Origin of the sequence: Novosphingobium sp. (assembly GCF_039595395.1) — a bacterium.
In the GTDB taxonomy this organism is placed as follows: Bacteria; Pseudomonadota; Alphaproteobacteria; order Sphingomonadales; family Sphingomonadaceae; genus Novosphingobium.
This window is the reverse complement of sequence record NZ_JBCNLP010000001.1, coordinates 1361429-1380338: the sequence shown is the minus strand read 5'-3', so window position 1 is coordinate 1380338 and position 18910 is coordinate 1361429. Positions and strand designations below refer to the sequence as shown.

17 protein-coding genes are annotated in these 18910 nt (G+C 65.7%); 10 read left to right on the top strand and 7 right to left on the bottom strand.

Annotated features, from left to right (window positions below; translation table 11 throughout):
- Positions 1 to 51: 51 nt before the first annotated feature.
- A complete protein-coding gene (locus ABDW49_RS06585) occupies positions 52 to 933 on the bottom strand; it encodes a LysR family transcriptional regulator (RefSeq protein ID WP_343610601.1) in 882 nt (293 codons plus the stop codon).
- Positions 934 to 1078: 145 nt separating this feature from the next.
- Between ABDW49_RS06585 and ABDW49_RS06580 the strand changes: the two genes are divergently transcribed.
- The 6 genes from ABDW49_RS06580 to ABDW49_RS06555 all read left to right on the top strand — a co-directional run bounded on the left by ABDW49_RS06580 (position 1079) and on the right by ABDW49_RS06555 (position 7022).
- On the top strand, positions 1079 to 1867 hold the full coding sequence (locus tag ABDW49_RS06580) for a class III extradiol ring-cleavage dioxygenase (RefSeq protein WP_343610599.1): 789 nt from the start codon (positions 1079 to 1081) through the stop codon (positions 1865 to 1867).
- Between the two features lie 25 nt (positions 1868 to 1892).
- Positions 1893 to 2486, top strand: a complete 594-nt coding sequence (locus ABDW49_RS06575) for an NAD(P)H-dependent oxidoreductase (RefSeq protein ID WP_343610597.1) — start codon at positions 1893 to 1895, stop codon at positions 2484 to 2486.
- Between the two features lie 86 nt (positions 2487 to 2572).
- Entirely contained in the window at positions 2573 to 3193 is a 621-nt protein-coding gene (locus ABDW49_RS06570) for a YceI family protein (RefSeq protein ID WP_343610596.1), read from the top strand.
- A gap of 107 nt (positions 3194 to 3300) precedes the next feature.
- Positions 3301 to 4356, top strand: coding sequence for an oxidoreductase (locus ABDW49_RS06565; RefSeq protein ID WP_343610595.1), 1056 nt, complete (start codon positions 3301 to 3303; stop codon positions 4354 to 4356).
- Between the two features lie 204 nt (positions 4357 to 4560).
- The gene (locus ABDW49_RS06560; protein ID WP_343610594.1) at positions 4561 to 6081 is read left to right on the top strand and encodes an ATP-binding protein; all 1521 of its coding nucleotides are present in this window, start codon (positions 4561 to 4563) and stop codon (positions 6079 to 6081) included.
- A complete protein-coding gene (locus ABDW49_RS06555) occupies positions 6078 to 7022 on the top strand; it encodes a DNA-binding response regulator (protein WP_343610593.1) in 945 nt (314 codons plus the stop codon). Before ABDW49_RS06560 ends, ABDW49_RS06555 begins: the two co-directional genes overlap by 4 nt.
- A gap of 123 nt (positions 7023 to 7145) precedes the next feature.
- Here ABDW49_RS06555 and ABDW49_RS06550 read toward each other — a convergent pair whose 3' ends face one another.
- Positions 7146 to 7733, bottom strand: coding sequence for a hypothetical protein (locus tag ABDW49_RS06550; RefSeq protein ID WP_343610592.1), 588 nt, complete (start codon positions 7731 to 7733; stop codon positions 7146 to 7148).
- A gap of 101 nt (positions 7734 to 7834) precedes the next feature.
- Positions 7835 to 9679, bottom strand: coding sequence for a CocE/NonD family hydrolase (locus ABDW49_RS06545; RefSeq protein WP_343614185.1), 1845 nt, complete (start codon positions 9677 to 9679; stop codon positions 7835 to 7837).
- 227 nt (positions 9680 to 9906) lie between these two features.
- On the opposite strand from ABDW49_RS06545, the gene ABDW49_RS06540 reads away from it, so the two are divergent.
- Positions 9907 to 10884, top strand: coding sequence for a quinone oxidoreductase (locus tag ABDW49_RS06540; protein ID WP_343610591.1), 978 nt, complete (start codon positions 9907 to 9909; stop codon positions 10882 to 10884).
- Between the two features lie 269 nt (positions 10885 to 11153).
- Here the strand turns inward: ABDW49_RS06540 and ABDW49_RS06535 are convergent, their stop codons facing one another.
- The 4 genes from ABDW49_RS06535 to ABDW49_RS06520 form a co-directional block, all read right to left on the bottom strand.
- Positions 11154 to 11783: a LysE family translocator gene (locus ABDW49_RS06535; RefSeq protein WP_343610589.1), complete on the bottom strand. Its 630-nt coding sequence runs from the start codon at positions 11781 to 11783 to the stop codon at positions 11154 to 11156.
- A 49-nt stretch (positions 11784 to 11832) separates the two neighbouring features.
- A complete protein-coding gene (locus ABDW49_RS06530; protein ID WP_343610587.1) occupies positions 11833 to 12327 on the bottom strand; it encodes a DUF4337 family protein in 495 nt (164 codons plus the stop codon).
- 89 nt (positions 12328 to 12416) lie between these two features.
- Complete coding sequence (locus ABDW49_RS06525) at positions 12417 to 13793, bottom strand: 3-deoxy-7-phosphoheptulonate synthase class II (protein WP_343610585.1); 1377 nt, start codon at positions 13791 to 13793, stop codon at positions 12417 to 12419.
- Positions 13794 to 13919: 126 nt separating this feature from the next.
- Entirely contained in the window at positions 13920 to 16925 is a 3006-nt protein-coding gene (locus tag ABDW49_RS06520; RefSeq protein WP_343610583.1) for an insulinase family protein, read from the bottom strand.
- A 241-nt stretch (positions 16926 to 17166) separates the two neighbouring features.
- On the opposite strand from ABDW49_RS06520, the gene ABDW49_RS06515 reads away from it, so the two are divergent.
- Genes ABDW49_RS06515 through rimI form a run of 3 tightly spaced genes read left to right on the top strand, consistent with a single transcriptional unit; the run spans position 17167 to position 18871 of the window.
- Positions 17167 to 17742: a NifU family protein gene (locus tag ABDW49_RS06515; protein ID WP_343610582.1), complete on the top strand. Its 576-nt coding sequence runs from the start codon at positions 17167 to 17169 to the stop codon at positions 17740 to 17742.
- The gene (gene tsaB, locus ABDW49_RS06510) at positions 17732 to 18391 is read left to right on the top strand and encodes a tRNA (adenosine(37)-N6)-threonylcarbamoyltransferase complex dimerization subunit type 1 TsaB (protein ID WP_343610581.1); all 660 of its coding nucleotides are present in this window, start codon (positions 17732 to 17734) and stop codon (positions 18389 to 18391) included. The genes ABDW49_RS06515 and tsaB overlap by 11 nt, the downstream gene beginning before the upstream one ends.
- A gap of 9 nt (positions 18392 to 18400) precedes the next feature.
- Complete coding sequence (gene rimI, locus ABDW49_RS06505) at positions 18401 to 18871, top strand: ribosomal protein S18-alanine N-acetyltransferase (protein WP_343610580.1); 471 nt, start codon at positions 18401 to 18403, stop codon at positions 18869 to 18871.
- Positions 18872 to 18910: the final 39 nt, after the last annotated feature.

Here is an 18910-nt window from a genome sequence, read left to right as displayed (position 1 = left end):
CCAATGCGCGAAATCTTGTTACTTCACCGCAAGATCAAAAGCAACATTCAATCAAACAGGAGGCTTCAACAGATGCGCCTGTGCCGCAAACTCCGCGTCGAGCGCTTCGATCACCGCGCGGATGCGGGGCATGTGGCGCAGGTCCGGATGGACCCCCAGCCAGATGTCGCGGGGCGGCGATCCTTCGGCGAGCACCTTCTCCAATCCGCCATGCCAGTCGCCCAGATAGCAGGGCAGCACGGTCAGCCCCAGCCCTCCCATGGCCGCGCCCAACAGCGCCTCGAAGCTGTTGCAGCGCATCGCCACCCGCGCCTGAGGCGCCACCCCGGCCAGCCAGCGCGCCTCGGGCATATGGCCCTGATCGTCCAGCACGGTGACCACGCTGTGATCGGGAGAAGCAAGGTCGCGCCCATGGCGGGCCAGATAGTCTGCGCTGGCATAGATTGCGGAGGATGACCCGGTGATGCGGCGGCTGACCAGCTCGCGCCCTTCGAAGGGCACCATGCGGATCGCCAGATCGGCCTCGCGGCGCGACAGCGAAAGCGAGCGCCGCTCGGACATCACATCGACGCTGATCCCCGGATAGCGAGCCTGCAGCCGCGCGACAGCGGCGGGCATAAAGCGGCTGGCGATCACATCCACCGTCGTCACCCGCACCACGCCCGAGAGCGCCACATCGCGCCCCTGCACCGCACGCTCCACCGCGATGGCCTCGGCCTCCATGCGCTCGGCATTGCCCAGCACCGCCTCGCCCAGCGCGGTGAGTTCGTAACCGGCGGGGGTGCGTTGCAGCAGGCGGGCCCCGGCGCGGCTTTCCAGTGCCTCCAGGCGGCGGCTCATCGTCGATTGCCTCACCCCCAGCGAGCGCGCCGCGCCCGACAGCGTGCGCATCCGCGCGATGGCCAGAAAGCTGCGCACATCATCCCAATCCATCAGACTATCCGTTTTCGCATATCCACAATCACGATTTAGCAGATTTCCATGCGAAGATCATTACCCTATCTCACATCTCAAGGCGGCGCGCCTCTCCCCCCATCCCCCCAGCGCGCCGCCACCCCTTTTCGCCGGAGCCTGTCTCATGCAGCCCACCTTGTTCCTTTCGCATGGCTCGCCGATGATGCCCTTCGAGGACATTCCGGCGCGCAGCTTCATCGCCTCGCTGGGCCAGACGCTTGAGCGCCCGAAAGCCATCCTGCTGGTCTCGGCCCATTGGGACAATGACGTGCCCACGCTGAGCGCCGCGGACAATCTGGACACGATCCATGATTTCTACGGCTTCCCGCAGCAGCTCTACGCCCTGAGCTACCCCGCCCATGGCGACCCGGCGCTGGCCGAAAGCATTGCCGACACGCTGGGCGATGCGGGTCTGCGCGCCTACACCGATGCCGCACGCGGCCTCGATCATGGCGCCTGGATCCCGCTGATGCTGATGTATCCGCAGGCGGATATTCCGGTCATCCAGCTCTCGATCCAGAGCGCGCTGGGGCCGGGCCATCACCTGCAACTGGGCCGGGCGCTGGCAAGCCTGCGCGAGCAGAACATTCTGGTGATCGCCAGCGGCGGTTTCACGCATAATCTGCGCAGTCTGGACCGGCGTCCTTCGATTCTGGGAGGCGGCAATGACGAGCCCGCCTGGGCCACCGAATTTGCCGACTGGATGCACAATGCGCTGATGGCGAACCGCACCTGCGATCTGGTGTCCTATCGCCGCCTCGCCCCGCATGCCGCCATGGCGCATCCCACCGACGAGCATCTGCTGCCGCTTTTCGTGGCACTGGGCGCCGCCGGGCCCGATGCGCAACCGCAACGCCTGCATGTCAGCACCACTTTGGGCGCATTGCGCCTCGACGCTTACGCTTTCAACTAAACCCTATCCTTACAGGAGCCTTCACATGACCAAAGTTCTTGTTATCCGTTCTTCCGCCAATGGTGCCAATTCGGTCAGCAACAAGCTGATCGACAGCTACCTCGCTGCCCTCCCCGCCGGTTCGACCGTGGTGCAGCGCGACCTCGACAAGCACCCCGTGCCCCACGTCACCCATCAGAGCCTCGCCGGCATCGGCCGCCAGGCCCCCGAGGGCGGCGCCTTCGCCGAGGCCCGCGCGCTTCAGGACGAGATCATCGGTGAAGTCTTCGACGCCGACGTGCTGGTGATCGGCCTGCCGCTCTACAACTTCGGCATGCCCTCGACGCTGAAGGCCTGGTTCGATTACGTCGGCCGCGCCGGCACCACCTTCCAGTACACCGCCGAGGGGCCCGAGGGTCTGGTCAAGGGCAAGAAGGCGATCATCGCTCACGCCCGCGCCGGCAAGTATGACGATGCCAGCGGCTTCCCCTTCGCCGTGCCGCATCTCAAGTCGCTGCTCAGCTTTGTCGGCATCAATGACGTGGACGTGGTGACCGCCGAGGGCATGGCCTTCGGTCCCGAAGTCGCCGAGGCCGCTGTCAGCGGCGCCACCGCAACCATCGCCGCCCTCGCCCATTAATATCTTCAGGCGGGGCTCTGTCTTCCCCTTCGGGGCCCCGCCACCCCATCCCCCCACATCCCCTGATCCCTTCGAAAGGCCCTGCCATGCGCCCGATCCATGCCCTGCTGCTTGCCGCCGCCGCTCTTTCCGTCACGCCTGCCACGCTGCAGGCCCAGGCCCCCGTCGCCAACCCCAACCCCGCCGCCGTTCAGGCCGGCACTTACGGCGTCGAGCCTGCCCACACCCGCGTGCAGTTCACCGTCAGCCACATGGGCTTCACCGAGTGGTATGGCGATTTCACCGGCGCCTCGGGCGAGCTGACGATCAACCCCAAGACCCCCGCCGCCGCCAAGGTGGACATCACCATCCCCACCGCCAGCGTCGTGACCACCAACGCCAAGCTGGATGAGGAGCTGCGCTCCGACCAGTGGTTCGATGCCGCCAAGTACCCGCAGATCCACTTCACCTCGACCAAGGTGACGCCGACGGGTCCGCGCACCGCGCTCATCACCGGCGATCTGACGTTTCATGGCGTGACCAAGCCCGTCGTGCTGAAGACCAGCTTCAACGCCAGCGGCGTGAACCCGCTCGACAAGGGCAACACCGTGGGCTTCAACGCCACCACCACGATCAAGCGCAGCGACTTCGGCGTGAAGACCTATGTGCCGCTGATCGGCGACGAAGTGACCCTGCGCATCAGCGCCGCCTTCGAGCGCAAGAACTGATCGTAGCGCCCAAGGCGAATACGTAACGAGCCCCCGGCGCCCAGCGTCGGGGGCTTTGCCGTGTCTTGGCAGGCTCCTAGAAGGCATTGCTGAAGGAGACATCAGCCATGACGAGCACCGCACCCATCCGCACCGGCATCATCGGCTTCGGCCTTGCCGGACGGGTCTTTCATGCCGGACTGATCCGCGCGGTGCCGGACCTCGCGCTGACCGCCATCGCCACCTCGCGCAAGGATGAGGTCGCCGCGCTCGATCCCGCGATCCGCGCGATTCCCGACCCGCAGGCCCTGATCAACGACCCCGAAATCGATCTGGTGGTCATCGCCTCGCCCACCGCCACCCATGCGCAGTGGGCCCGCGCCGCGCTGCTGGCGGGCAAGCATGTGGTGGTAGACAAGCCCTTCGCCCTCTCGCTGGCCGAAGCGCGCGATCTGGCCGATCTGGCGCGCGAGACCGGGCGGCATCTGGTGGTCTTCCACAACCGCCGCTGGGACAGCTGCTTCCTCACCGTGCGGCAGGCCATCGAGGACGGCGCCATCGGGCGCGTCACCCGCCTGTGGTCCTGCTTCAACCGCTTCCGCCCGGAAGTGCGCGACCGCTGGCGCGAGGATGGCTCGGCGGGCTCGGGGCTGCTTTACGATCTGGCGCCGCATCTGATCGATCAGGCGCTGGTGCTTTTCGGCAAGCCCGAAGCCGTCAGCGCCGATATCGCCATTCTGCGCGAGGGCGGCGCCTCCGACGATGAGGTGGCGATCACCCTGCGCTACCCCGGCCTGCGGGTGCAGTTGGGCGCCAGCATGAACACGCCCGATGCCACCGCCGGTGGCCTGCCGCGCTTTGCAGTGGACGGCACGCAAGGCCGTCTGGTGAAACGCCTGCTCGACCAGCAGGAGGCGCAACTCGTGGCGGACCTGCACCCCGGCGCGCCGGGCTGGGGCGAGGACAGCGATCCGCTGGAGGTCTATGACGCGCAAGGCGCGCTCTCCACCCGTCCCGCCATCACCGGGCGGCAGGAAAGCTTCTATGCCGGGCTCGCCGCTTTCCTGAACGGCACAGGCCCGACGCCGGTGCCGCTGGAGGAAGCCGTCGCGGTGCAGGAGGTGATCGAGGCCGCGCAAATCGCCGCGCGCGAGGGGCGGGTGGTGGCCCTGCCCCTGCCCTGAAACGCGGCAAGGCGGTTGGCGGCAAAGCCGCAGGGCGGGGCGGTCAAAACGTCCAAAATCGGCACAAGCATCACATTTCTTGCGTGAAATCGATGGTCGGTCGCAGGATGACTCGCTTTTTCCTGCCATTTCGGGCAATCCTTGTTCACATATGTATCGCCCCGCCTTTCCCCCTCACCCCGCCGCCATGGCGAGGAGTTGATAGTGTCATCCGACCAGACCGCCGATCATACTGTCGATCCCGCTGCCGAGACCGCGCAACTGCGCGCCCGTATCGCCCAGCTTGAAGCACAGGCCGCCCAGCAGGCGCTCGACCTTGAGGACATGGCCCGCGCCCGCGAAACCGCCGAGGCCGCCAGCGCCGCCAAGAGCCGCTATCTCGCCAGCGTCAGCCACGAAATCCGCTCGCCGCTCAACTCGATCTACGGCTATGCGCAATTGCTGGAGCGCGGGCACCATATCGCCCCTGCCGAAGCCGCGCGCATCATCCGCCGCAGCGCCGAACATCTCACCAATCTGGTGGAAGGCCTGCTGGACATCAGCCATGTCGAAAGCGGGGTGCTGCGCATCTCCAACGACACGGTGCGCATCGCGCCCTTCCTCGACCAGATCGCCAACATGTTCCGCCCGCAGGCCAGCGCGCGCGGCATCGAATTCATCTATGACAGCCAGGGCACGCTGCCCGAATTCGTGCGCACCGATCAGAAGCGCCTGCGCCAGATCCTGATCAACCTGCTGTCGAACGCGGTGAAGTTCACCCGCGCGGGCCATGTCGCCTTCAAGGTGCATTTCCGCGCCTCGCTCGTCACCATCTCCATCGAGGACAGCGGCATCGGCATCGCACCTGAAGACCGCGAGCGCATCTTCGCCCCCTTCGAACGCGGCAACCAGCCCGAGGTCAACGCGCAGCGCGGCATCGGCCTGGGTCTGGCGATCACCCAGGCGCTGGTGCGCATCATGGGCGGCGACCTCTCGATGGAGTCGGTGCAGGGCAAAGGCACCACCTTCACCCTCAAGCTGATGCTGGGGCAGGTCAATGTGCCCACGCAGGATGGGCCGCGCACCGAAACCATCACCGGTTACGAAGGCCGCGCCCGCTCGATCCTGTGCATCGACGATGATGCCAACCAGTTGGCGCTGCTGCGCGGGCTGCTGGGGCCGCTGGGCTTTGTGATCCATTCCGCGCTGGATGGCACCTCCGGCCTCGCGCTGGCCGATATCTATCGCCCCGAGCTGGTGCTGCTCGACATCACCATGCCCGGCATGAAGGGCTGGGAAGTCGCCCGCCGCCTGCGCGAGAAATTCGGCGCCGACATCCGCATCGTCATGGTCTCGGCCGACGCGCATGAGTTCCAGCGCGCCGGATCGGGCTTTGTCGCCCATGACCAGTTCCTGCTGAAGCCCATCGAGCTGAACGCGTTGGTCGATGCCGTGGGCGGCTTGCTGCGCCTGCGCTGGCAGGGCCCCAATGTGGAGCCCGCCGAACCGCCCGCCCCCGCGCCCGATGCCATCAGCCTGCCCGCCGAGGCCTCACCGCTGCTCGCCCAGCTTGAGCGCGACATCCGCATCGGCCATCTGCGCGCGGTCGAAAAGTCAATACGCGACTTGTCCGAGCAATTTCCGCAATCCGCACCTATTATTCCACGATTGCACGCCTGCCTCGACCGGGTCGATCTTTCGGGGCTGGCCGCAGCCGTCAGACAGGCACAACAGGGGACAACATGAACACAGCCACTTCCGCACCTGTCTCCACCGCCAATACGGCCGACGTCGACACCGTTCTGGTCGTCGACGATACGCCTGAATCGCTGCGCTTTCTGGCCGATACGCTGGAGGCCGAGGGCATGCGCGTCCTGATCGCCACCAGCGGCGAGGCGGCGATTGCCCTGCTCGATCACGTCACGCCCGACCTGATCCTGATGGACGCCATCATGCCCGGCATGGGCGGCTTCGAGGCGACTCGCCTGATCAAGCGCGCACCGCGCACCACCCATATCCCCATCGTCTTCATGACCGGCCTGACCGAGAGCGAACACGTCCTGGCCGCGCTGGAAGCCGGCGGCGTGGACTATGTACGCAAGCCGCTGATCGTCAACGAACTGGTCGCCCGCGTGCGCGTCCATATGGCCAATGCCCGCAAGGCGGTGGGATCGCAGGCCGCGCTGGATGCGTCCGGCCGCCATCTGATCTCCGTCGCCCGCGACGAGACGCTGGTGTGGTGGACCCCGCAGGCCGGCGAACTGATCTCCCAGTCCATCCCCGACTGGAGCCGCACCCCCGGCCCCTCGCCCGCCGCGCTGCGCCCCGCGCTGATCCGCGTGCTGCAGAGCGAGGAAAGCGGCACCTCCGCCCGCGTCGAAGTGGGCGGCGCCACGCTGGAGCTGGTGATGGTGGCCAAGCTGCGCGGCGAGGAAACGCTCATCCGCGTCAATGACGTGAACCCCGCCGCCACCATCGCCCGCCTGCAAAGCCGCCATGCGCTGACCACGCGTGAGGCCGAGGTGCTGCTGTGGGTCAGCTATGGCAAGCCCAACCGGGTGATTTCGGATATCCTCGCGATCTCTCCACGCACCGTGAACAAGCATCTGGAGCAGATCTTCGAGAAGCTGGGCGTGGAAACGCGGGCTGCCGCTGCAGCCCTAGCCGTGCGGAGTATGGAAGGGTAATAAGAAAAAAGGCAGATGCGAGGGTGTTACACCCTCGCGCTCCCATGACGTCTTCCGGCGATAGGGCTGGAATGATCCTTCTGCCGCTTTCGCCTTCCTGCGTCGCCTGCTGTTTTTGCAGCCTTACGAATAGAACGGGATGCGGGCCAGTTTCCAGGTTCCACCAACCGGCACGAAGACGCGCTGGTCGCCGGCTTCTTCCGCGTTCAGCAGATATTCGCCCTTGCTGATGGGGCCGCCTATCTCGCCGTCATCATCGCCATGCTTGAAGCCGCGCACCTTGCCCGCACGGATCGCGGCCACGACCGCAGGGGTGAAGATGCGGTCATATCGGGCCAGAAACTGGGCACGATTGCGGCTCGCCGCCGTATCGGGGCTGACAGTGCAGTCCTTGAGCCCCGGCTCGCAGTAATGCCCCGATCTGAAATCCTTGAAGGGGAACAGTGTCATCTCCGCCACGGCATTCCGATCGCCCGCCAGCACGGCCTTGCGGAAGGTTTCAAAGAAGGCATGAAAACGCGCCGCCTGCGAAGGGGCGGCACTGGCCGGTGCCGCAGCCTGCGCCGGCGTGACCGCCACCTGCAGCGATGCCGTCATCAGAAGCGTAACCGTCACGGTTTGAATGAAGCGTCGCATGAAACCGGGATCCTTGACCGAACAACAACGGCAAGGATTGCTAATGCACAACAACAAGCCACGCAAGCTCTTCACCCACGTCGCTCTGAATCCGCGCCCAACCGATAGAACTGGCCATGACGTGGACATTCATGGGAGCGCGAGGGTGTAACACCCTCGCACTTTCCCTTCCTTCTTTACTTCACCACCGGCAACCACACCGCGCTGGCATCCTTACCGCCCCAGTGAATGGTCTCGGTCGCCTTCACGTAATCCTCCGGCTTGGCATCCATGATCGAGGGCACCCAGCTCTGCGGGTTGCGATCATAGACCGGGAACAGCGAGGACTGCACCTGCACCATGATCCGGTGCCCCGGCAGGAACACATGATCCACCGTGGGCAGCAGCCACTGGAAGGCATAGGTCTTGCCCGGCACCAGCGGCGCGGGCGTGGCGTAACCATGGACATAGCGGCCACGGAAGATCTCGATCCCCACGCCCAGCTCATAGCCGGCCATCACCGGATTGGCGGTGTTCTGCGAGGGGTAAACGTCGATCAGCTTGACCACATAGTCGCTGTCCTTGCCGCTGGTGGCGGCGCGCAGGTCGACCTTGGGGGCGCCCCGGATATGGACGGGCGCACTCAAAACGCCGGTCTTGAAGGAGAGCACATCGGTGCGGCCATCGGCAAAGCGCTGGTCCTGCACCAGCCAGGTGCGCCATTCCTCGCCGCCCAGCGAGACGGGGCGCGGCACGCTGGGCACCGGCTTGGCGGGGTCGGAGACGTAGCTTTCCACGCCCTCGCCGGCAGGCTTGTCGAAGCTCGCCTCGCCATGGCCGCCCAGATAGAGCGGGGTGGTCGAGGGAGAGAGATCATCCGCCTCCTCCCAGGTGTTGGTGCCCGTGGCGTAGGTGATCACGCGGGGCGTGTGGCAGGGCGCGGGGTTGGTCTTGAGGTGGCAGTCGAAGAAGGGCTTCATGTAGTTGAGGCGCCATTGCAGCGCGGTGTCGCCCTCGAACTTCAGATTGCCCAGCGAGGAACCCTCGTAATTCACCCCCGAGTGGCGCCACGGGCCGACCACGATGCTGACGTTCGCGCGCTTGGCCGGATCTGCGGACAGGGCGCGGTAAACCGCTGGCGTGCCCCAGGAATCCTCCTGATCCCACTCGCCGACGACCAGCATGGTCGGCACGGTCAGCGGGCGCTTGGCCAGCAGCTTGTCGAGCGCCTGCTCCTGCCAGAACTGGTCATAGCTGGGGTGCTCCAGCATCTTGCGCACGCCGGGCAGTTGGTCGACGCCCCATTTGCGCGCGTAATCGCCCGCCGAGCCCGCCGAGAGATAGGTGTCGTATTCGTCTTCCTTGCCGGTGGGCAACCCGCCCTTGCCGCCCTTCTTCACCGTCTGGCCCAGCACGTAATTGTAGCCGAAGACGCGGAAGGCGCCATTGTGGAACCAGTCGTCGCCCATCCAGCCATCGACCATCGGCGACTGCGGGATCGCGGCTTTCAGCGCCGGATGCGGATCGATCAGCGCCATCAGCGAGGTGAAGCCCAGATAGGACGACCCCGTGATGCCGACCTTGCCGTTGGAATTCTTGAGGTTCTTCACCAGCCAGTCGATGGTGTCATAGGCATCGGTCGCGTGGTCGACCTCGGTATGGTTGAGCGGCCCGCGCAGGGGTCGCGTCATCACATAGTCGCCCTCCGAGCCATGCAGGCCGCGCACGTCCTGATAGACGCGGATATAGCCATCGTTGACGAAGGGCTTGTCGACGATGGGCAGCAGCTCCTCGATCTTCTGGCTGCGGTTGCGGCTGGTCGAGGCATCGGCATCGTAAGGCGTGCGCGACAGGATGATCGGTGCGTCGGTGACGCCCTTGCGATAGACGATGAAGGTGTGCAGCTTCACCCCGTCACGCATGGGGATCATCACCTCCTGACGGACATAATCGGCCTCGGGGCGGACCCAGTCGTAAGAGGCGACCTTGTCGGACGTCATGGCGTCAAGCGGCGCCTCCTTGGCGACAGCCGTGGTCGCCATCAAACCCAGAGCCAGAACCAGCCCCGAAACCCCTGTCATACTGCGCATCGATGATCTCCCTGCCTGCTTTCAGGCCTTTGCTGACAGGTGTGTTAGCAGCTTTCGCCGCGCTGAAAAGACCCGCCGCATCGCTCCACACCCGACCAAGAGGTGCTTGTAAGCTTATGTAAATTCCGCCAAGCCATCATGCACCCCCCTACCCCCGAAGCGAAGGCCCCAATACCCCTATGAAAGCCCGCCAAGCCTATATCGCCGCCCACGGCGGTCCGGATGCGATCCAGTGGAAAGAGGTCGATCTGCCCGCCCCCGGTCCGGGCCAAGTGCTGGTGGAAAACCGCGCGGTGGGGCTCAACTTCATCGACACCTATCACCGCAGCGGCCTCTATGCCCTGCCCCTGCCCGCCGATCTGGGCAGTGAATCCGCAGGCGTCGTGCTGGCGGTGGGCGAAGGCGTCACCGCCCTGAAGCCCGGCGACCGCGTGGGCCACAGCGGCGGCACGCGCGGCGACTATGCCACCGCGCGCATCCTGCCCGCCGCCGAGCTGTTCGACCTGCCCCCCGATGTCGATTTCACCACCGCCGCCGCCGTGATGCTCAAAGGCGCCACCACCGAATTCCTGGCCGAGCGCGCCGCCACGCTGATCCCCGGCGACCATGCGCTGGTGCATGCGGCGGCAGGTGGCGTGGGCCAGTTGCTGGTGCAATGGCTGACCGCCAAGGGCGTCCATGTCATTGCCACCGCCAGCAGCAATGCCAAGCTGGCCATCGCCCGCCAGTGCGGCGCGGCGCACACGCTGCTGACACAAGACCCCGAGCTGCCCGCCAAGGTCCGCGCGCTGACCGAAGGCGCGGGCGTGCCCGTGGTCTATGACGGCGTGGGCGCGGCCACCTGGGAGGTCTCGCTGAAATGCGCGGCGCGGCGCGGGCTGATCGTCAGCTATGGCAATGCCTCGGGCGCTGTTACGGGGGTTGCGCTGGGGCAGTTGACGGCGAACGGTTCTCTGTTCGTGACCCGGCCGACCATGGGCGATTACTATGCCACGCCGGAAGAGCGCGCGGCGGGCATGGGCCGCGTGTGGTCGATGCTGCGCAGCGGGCAGGTGAAGCTGACCATCGGGCAGACATTCCCTCTGGAGCAGGTGGCCGAGGCGCATCGGGCTCTGGAAGCGCGGGAGACGGTGGGGTCGACGGTTTTGACGGTTTAAGGGGATTTAAAAGGAAGATGCGAGGGGGTTACCCCCTCGCGCTCCCATAACGTCTTCCGGCGAGCGGGCAGCGGCGCCGCATCATTGCGCCCCGGCTCTCCACCTGCGCAAGGAAAAGGCGCCGCAGGCAGGGAAGCCCCGGCGCCTTTCGCTGGTCTGTGATTTAAAGCCTGCGGCGCGGCAAGCTGAGCGCAACACCGAACCCTTGGCGCAACGTAGACACTAATGGGAGCGCGAGGGTGTAACACCCTCGCATGTCTCTTTTCTTCTTAAGCCGGCTTGCTCTTCAACAGGATCGCCCCAAACCCGACGAACACCGCGCCGGTAAAGCGATTGAACAGCCGCTGCATCGACGGCTTTTTCAGATGCGCCGCCAGCCCGCGCCCGCCCAGCGCATAGGTGAAGTACCAGATCACATCGATCGCCCCGAAGGTGGCCAGCAGGATGGCGAACTGCGGCGGCTTGGGCGCGGCGGGATTGATGAACTGGGGCAGGAAGGCGGCGGCGAACAGCATCGCCTTGGGGTTCGACACCGAGACGCCATAGGCCACGCGCCACACCTTCCAGGGCGACAGCACCGCGACGATCATTTCTTCATGGTGATCGCCGGTATCGACGGGCGCTCGCCAGGCTTTGATGCCAAGGTAGAAGAGGTAGGCGGTGCCCGCGTAGCGCAGCACGTCGAAAGCGCCGGGCAGCGCCATCAGCAGTGCGGTCAGGCCCACGGCGGAAGCGGTCAGCAGGGTGAGCAATCCGCACAGGCATCCGGCCATGGCGGGGAAGGAGCCGCGCAGGCCCAGCTCCACGCTGCGCGAGAGAATGTGCAGCATGTTGGGTCCCGGCGTGGCAGAAACCAGAAACGCCGCGATGAAAAACATGCTCCAGAGATGAAATGTCATGGCCTGCCTCCTGTCAGGGACATGCCCTGCACAGAGATGCAGAGCAATGTCAGAACAACGCAATGCCGATCCCGGCGAGGGCGGCCAGCACCACGCCCAGCGCGGCCACGACGCCAGCGCCATACATGATGCGGCGCGACTGGCCCGCCATGGCGGCGGCCATCAGCAGGATGGCGAGTTCCAGCGCGACTTCGGCCAGCTCGATGACGCGAGCGCGGGCTTGCTCATGCGCGGCGGCCTCGCGCAGCTTTTCGAGATCCTCCGCCAGCGCGCCGATGCCCCGGCCCTGCCCCATGGCGGCGGCTTCGGCCATTTCATTGGCGCGCACGTCGCGGTCGAGCCCCGGCTGGTTAGCGTGGGCGAAGAGCACCGACTGGCGCAGCTTCTGGGCTTCCAGCGCGATCTGGGCATCGCTGGCGGCGATGGTCGCGGCCAGAGCGCCCTGCTGGACATGACCCAAGGTGAAATGCACCAGCAGCAAGGCCAGTGCAATCACACCCGTCATCAGCGGGCCCATCGGTGCATCTTCGGAACGGCTCATCATCAACTCCAGCGTGGCAGGGACGGCGTTGCCGTCCCTGCCCGCTTTAATCAAGCCGCTTTTGGATCACGCCGCTTCGCGCGCGTTCAAGATTACGCGGCTTCGCGCGCTGTGCGATCCTGCGCCTCACGATTCAGCTCTTCCGCGATCAGGAAGGCCAGCTCGATCGACTGCGAACCGTTCAGGCGCGGGTCGCAATGCGTGTGGTAACGGTCGGCCAGATCGCCATCGGTGATGTCGATCAGACCGCCGGTGCACTCGGTCACATTCTTGCCGGTCATCTCGATATGGATGCCGCCGGCATGCGTGCCCTCGGCGCGGTGGACGGCGAAGAAGCCGCGCACCTCGCCCAGAATCCGCTCGAACGGACGGGTCTTGTAGCCGCTGTCGGCCTTGATGACATTGCCGTGCATCGGGTCGCAGCTCCACACCACCGGATGGCCCGAAGCCTTCACGGCGCGCACCAGCTTGGGCAGGCCGGCCTCGACCTTGTCATAGCCGTAACGCGCGATCAGCGTGATGCGGCCCGGCTCGCGGGCGGGGTTCAGCTCATCGAGCAGGCGGATCAGCATATCGGGTTCAAGCGAAGGCCCGCACTTCACGCCGATGGGGTTCTTCACGCCCTTCAGGAATTCGACATGGGCCGAATTGTCGAAGCGGGTGCGGTCGCCAATCCACAGCATATGCGCCGAGCAATCGAACCAGTCGCCGGTCAGCGAATCCTGACGGGTCAGCGCCTGCTCATACTGCAGCAGCAGCGCCTCGTGGCTGGTGTAGAAGGCCGTGCCCTGAAGCTGCGGCACCGTCTGCGGATCGACCCCGCAGGCGGCCATGAAGTCCAGCGCCTCGCCGATCTTGTCGGCGGTTTCGCTGAAGCGGTCACCCCAGGGATTGCGCGAGATATGGTCCAGCGTCCACTTGTGGACCTGACGCAGATTCGCGTAACCGCCGCTGGCGAAGGCGCGCAGCAGGTTCAGCGTCGCGGCCGACTGCGTGTAGGCCTTGAGCATCCGCTCGGGATCGTTGCGGCGCGCGGCGGCGTCGAATTCGATGCCGTTGATGATGTCACCCAGATAGCTGGGCAGCTCGACACCGCCCTGCGTTTCGGTCGGCGCGCTGCGCGGCTTGGCGAACTGGCCCGCCATGCGGCCCACCTTCACCACCGGCTGCTTCGACGCGAAGGTCATCACCACCGCCATCTGCAGCAGCACACGGAAGCTGTCGCGGATGTTGTCGGCGTGGAATTCCTGGAAGCTTTCGGCGCAATCGCCGCCCTGCAGCAGGAAGCCCTTGCCCGCCGCCACATTGGCCAGTTCGGCTTTCAGCGCGCGGGCCTCGCCCGCAAAGACCAGGGGAGGAAACTTGGCCAGGGTCTCTTCCACCCGGCCGAGTTCCTCGGCGTCAGCATAGACGGGAAGGTGCCGCGCTTCGGCCTGCTTCCAGCTATCGGGGGTCCAGATCCTGCTCACTTTAGTTTGCTCCTTTCGTGGAAGGAGCGCCCATAGCCTTAACCCTCGCAAAAATCAAAGCATGCGCAAGCGATCAGACTGATCGCAATTGCGCATGCTTCAAACCCCTTGAAACTTTCGGTCTTTTTACCGCTTCTTTTTGGCTGCGGCGGCCAGCGCGGGCGGCACCTGCGCCTTGTCGCCGATCACCGCCACGCGCAGCGCGCCTTCGGGCGTCAGATATTTGGCGGCAAGCTGCTGGATCGCCTGAGGGCTGACCCCGGTGTAATCCACCAGCAGGCTGCGGATCGCCTTGTAGCGTTCCGGGTCCTGCGTCGCGCCCTCGGTCTGCTGCATGAAGAAGGCGGTGCTGGAACCGGCGCGCTGGATCTGCTGGCGCAGCGGCTCGACCACACGCTCCAGCTCGTCGGCGCTCACCGGCTTGGCGGCCAGATCGGCGGCGATCTCGCGCGCGGTGGTGAAGAAGGTGGGCACCACCTCGGGCTGGACGATCGCCGTGGCGGTGATCGTGCCGCCATTGGTCAGATCGAGCGGCCAGTCGCTGCTGACCTGCGGGGCATAGCTGGCCCCCGCCTTCTCGCGCATCGCCTGCATCATGCGCAGGGCAAACACCTGCCCCAGCACATCGAGCTGGCGCGATTCGCGCAGCAGCGTGGTGCCGCCGCCCGTGGGCCAACTGATGACGGCGGCCGCCTGACCGGGATCGCCCTCATGACGCAGCACGGTCACGCCGGGGTTGGGGGCGGCCTGCTGCACCGTGGGCGGCAGCGTGCCGGCGGGCAGATCGCCGCGCGTTGGCAGAGCGCCGAAGGTGCGGCGCAGCGCATCGAGCGCCTTGTCACGGTTGAAATCGCCAAACACCTGCACCTCGACCGGGCCCTGCTTCAGGACCGGCTCCCACACGGCGCGGAAGCCCTCGGGGGTGGCAGCGGTGATCTGCTCGGGCGTGGGCGCGGCGAAACGCGGATCACCCCCGCGCTGGAGCGACTTGAGGTCACGCTCCAGCACACCCTGCGGGCTGGCGGCGAAGGTGCCATATTGCACCTTGGCGGCGGCCTGAGCGCGCTTGAAGGGCGCATGATCCCAGCGCGGATCGGCCAGCTTGTCGGCAAAGAGATAGAGTTGGTCGGCCAGATCCTCCGCGCGCGTGTCGGCGGAGAACTGGAAGAAGCTCTCGTCCGACTTCAGCTCGAAGCCCATCTTGCGGCCGGTGGAGATGCGGTCCAGCTCCTCCTGCCCCAGATTGCCCTCGCCCGAGCCGACCAGCGCCATGCTGCCCAGCGTGGCATAGACATCGTTCTTGGCATCGAAGGCGCGGGCACCGGCGCCGAAGCGCACCTTCACCGTCACGCGGCCCGGATCGTCCTGCGTGGGCCAGAGTTGCACCTTCACACCATTGGCGAAGTCCACCTGCTCAATGCCGCGCAGCACGGTCTGGCTGTCGGCGACCTCCTGCTGGGGCGTGCCGATGGGAGGCAGATCCTTGAAGGAGACCGCCTTTTCGGCCAGCCGCGCATGGGAATCGGGGGCCACCTTCTGCATCAGGGCCAGCTTCAGATCGTCGCTGGTGCCGTCCTTGGCGTCGGGCGTGACGTAAAGCGCGCGGATGGCGCGGCCCTGGAACAGCTTGCGGCCATGCTCCAGCACGGCGTCAGGCGTGAAGAGCGGGATCGACTGCTTGAAGATGTCGAGCACCACCTCGGGGCTGGCGACGGTCTCGTGAATGTCGAGCGCATTGATCAGATCGTCGGCCAGACGCCCGCCGGGCTGCAACGCGCGCTGCTGCACCGCGCTTTCGAAGGCGACATTGATTTCGGCCACCTCGCGGGCGATTTCCTCAGGTGTCGGCGGCGTGGCCAGCGCGTCAGCGATCACCGCGCGCACATCGCGCAAGGCGGCCTGCCAGTCGCCATCGATCGGCTGGATCGAGACGAAGGTGCCATCCACGCTGCGGCTCTGGTTCTGCTGATTGACCGAGGCGGTGAGATAGCTCGCCCCAGCCCGCGCCCGCGCCTCAAGGCGACGGTTGATGATGGCCTGCGCCACCTGATCGATCATCAGCCCTTCATTGTAAACGATGGTGTCCTGCTTCTCATGCCAGGGGCGCAGCACCGCCATCTGCAGCGCGCGGGGCGCCGTGGGCTCGACCAGCACGCGGGCATAAGTGACCGGATTGGCCGGATCGCCACCGATGGGCGCGGCGGGCTCACCGAAATCGGGGGCGGGCGTGTGCTTGCCTTCAGGATGCCAGTCGCCGAACCACTTCTGGATCAGCGCGGCCATCAGGCGCGGATCGGCATCGCCCGAGACGATGATCGCGGCATTCTCCGGCCGATACCAGCGGGCATGGAAGGCGCGCACGCTGTCCTGATGCGCGGCCTGAAGCGTCGCGGCACTGCCAATGGTCGCGTGATCGGCCAGGGGTTGGCCATAGGCGATCATCTCGCGCAGGGCGTTGGAGACATGCTCCTGCGTGCCGCCGCGCTCGCGCTTTTCGGCCAGCACGATGGGCACTTCGGTGCGGATGTCACTTTCCGACAGATTGGGCTCGGCCATCATGCCCGAGAGCAGCTTGAAGCTCTCATCCATGGTCTGGGGCGTGGCATTGGGCAGGTCGATCTTGAACACCGTGGCGGTGCTGCTGGTTTCGGCATTGGTGTCGCTGCCCAACGTGGCGCCAAGGCGCTGCCAGGTCGGGATCGCCTCGTTCTGGCCGAGATACTTTGATTGGCGGAAGACCAGATGCTCGATCAGATGGGCGTAACCGGCTTCCTCGGGCTTTTCGTAAAGGCTGCCCACATCCATGCGGATGCGGATGGAAACCTGCCCCGGCGGCACCGAATTGGCACGCACGGCCCAGCGCAGACCATTCTCCAGCGTGCCGAAAGCCCATTCCTTGTCATGGGGCACATCGCTGCCCGAATAGAGCCACGGATCGTCCTGAGGCGGCAGCGGCGGCAGGGCCGAGGCGGCGAGGCCACCTGCAGCAGCCTCCGGCGCGGGGCCTGCGGCGGCGGGCTTCGCGGCGTGTCGCACCGGCTTTGCAGGCGCGCCCTGAGGCAGGGCGACCAGAACAGCCAGCGGAAACAAAAGGAAAAGCGGACGGCGGGCGATGCGGGAAGCACGGTTCATGGCGCAAGGTATAGGGTCGTCAAAGCTTAAGGGCCAGTGAATAGCGCGCGCTGTTCGCGCAGAGAAATTCGGACAGAACGAAGGGGATTGCGCGATGAAACACCCCCTCCCGTTCATGCTGTGGCCAGAATAGACCCAGCATAGGACAAGCCTTGCTTGACTATGGTGACATTGATGCTGCCAACGCCCCTTGACCCTGATGCCCCGCGCCCTACATGCGCAGCAGCAGGAAAGGCGTCCCATGTTCATTGAAACCGAAACCACCCCCAACCCCGCGAGCCTGAAGTTTCTTCCCGGTCAGCAGGTGATGCCCGCCGGTTCGCGCGAATTCACCAATGACGAGGAAGCCGCCGCTTCGCCGCTGGCCGAGGCGCTGTTCGCGCTGGGCGATGTGGTGAACGTCTTCTTCGGGCGCGACTTTATCGCGGTGACCGCCGGCGAAGGCGTCGACTGGTCGGCCCTGAAGCCGCAGGTGGTGGCGATCCTGCTCGACCATTTCATTTCGGGCGCGCCGCTGTTCGCCGCCGCCAGCGCCGATTTCAAGGTGCCCGGCGAGGAGGACGAGGATCTGGGCGACAGCCCCGAGGACGCCGACATCATCGACCAGATCAAGGATCTGCTGGAAACCCGTATCCGCCCCGCCGTCGCCAATGATGGCGGCGACGTGCTCTATCGCGGCTATCGCGAGGGTGTGGTGTTCCTCAAGATGCAGGGCGCCTGCTCGGGCTGCCCCTCCTCCAGCGCGACGCTCAAGAACGGCATCGAAAGCCTGATCAAGTATTACGTGCCGGAGGTGACCGAGGTTCGTGCTGCCTGATACCTCCTTTTCCCTGAACAGAGGCCGCCTGCTGGCCATTGAATGCGCGACCGAAGCCTGCTCTGTCGCGCTGTTTCAGGATGGCGCGCTGATCGCAGGCGAGTTCCGGCAATTGGGGCGCGGCCATGCCGAGGCGCTGGTGCCGATGATCGCCGCCCTGCCGGATCGCGGCCAGGCCGATGCCATCGTCACCGGCCTTGGCCCCGGCAGCTTTACCGGCGTGCGCATTGCTCTGGCTGCCGCGCGGGCGCTGGCGCTGGCATGGGGCGTCAAGGCTTTCGGCTACCCCACCCTCGCCCTGATCGCCGCCATGGCGCGCGATGGCGAGGCTTGCGAGGTGTTGGCCGCCACCACCGGCGGCCATGGCGAATGGTTCGTGCAAGGCTTCGGGCCCCATGGCGTAGCGCTTGCCCCGCTGGCCTCCCTGACACCGCAAGCCGCCACCGAGCAAGTGATCGCCCGCGTGGCCGGCAGCCAGGCACAGGCGCTGGTCGACCGGCGCGGTTCGGGCGAAGCACACGCAATCTGGCCTGATGCCAGAGCCCTGATGAAGCTGGACGATACCGCCATCACCACCGACCTCTCCCCGCTTTACGGACGGGCGCCCGATGCGCGCCTGCCCGGTGGCCGACTGCCAGACGCAGCCTGATTACGCGCCATGGTCCAACTGACGCCCAGCGACGACATCGACCGGATCATGGCCGTGATGCAGACCGCCTTCGATCCGGCCTATGGCGAGGCATGGACCCGCGCCCAGCTCGACAACACGCTGGTGCTTGGCCATTGCTCCTATCGGTTGATCGGCGCGGACGGAGAGCTTCCGGGCGAGGCCCCGGCGGCGGGCTTTACCCTGTGCCGCACCATTCTCGATGAAGAAGAACTGCTGCTTTTCGCCGTCGCGCCCGAATGGCGCGGGCGCGGATTGGGCAAAATGTTGCTGCGACAATTAATCGACAGCGCGCCCTCACGCGGAGTGAAGCGTATCTTTCTGGAAATGCGCGACAACAATCCCGCCGAATCGTTGTATCGACGCTCCGGCTTTGCGCCGATCGGTCGCCGGCCCAACTATTATCGCATCCGCGGTGGCAAAGCGATTGACGCCATCACCTTCGCGATTGACATGAATTAACACCAAAATTGTATTCGGTTGGCTTTTATTGCCCAAAAG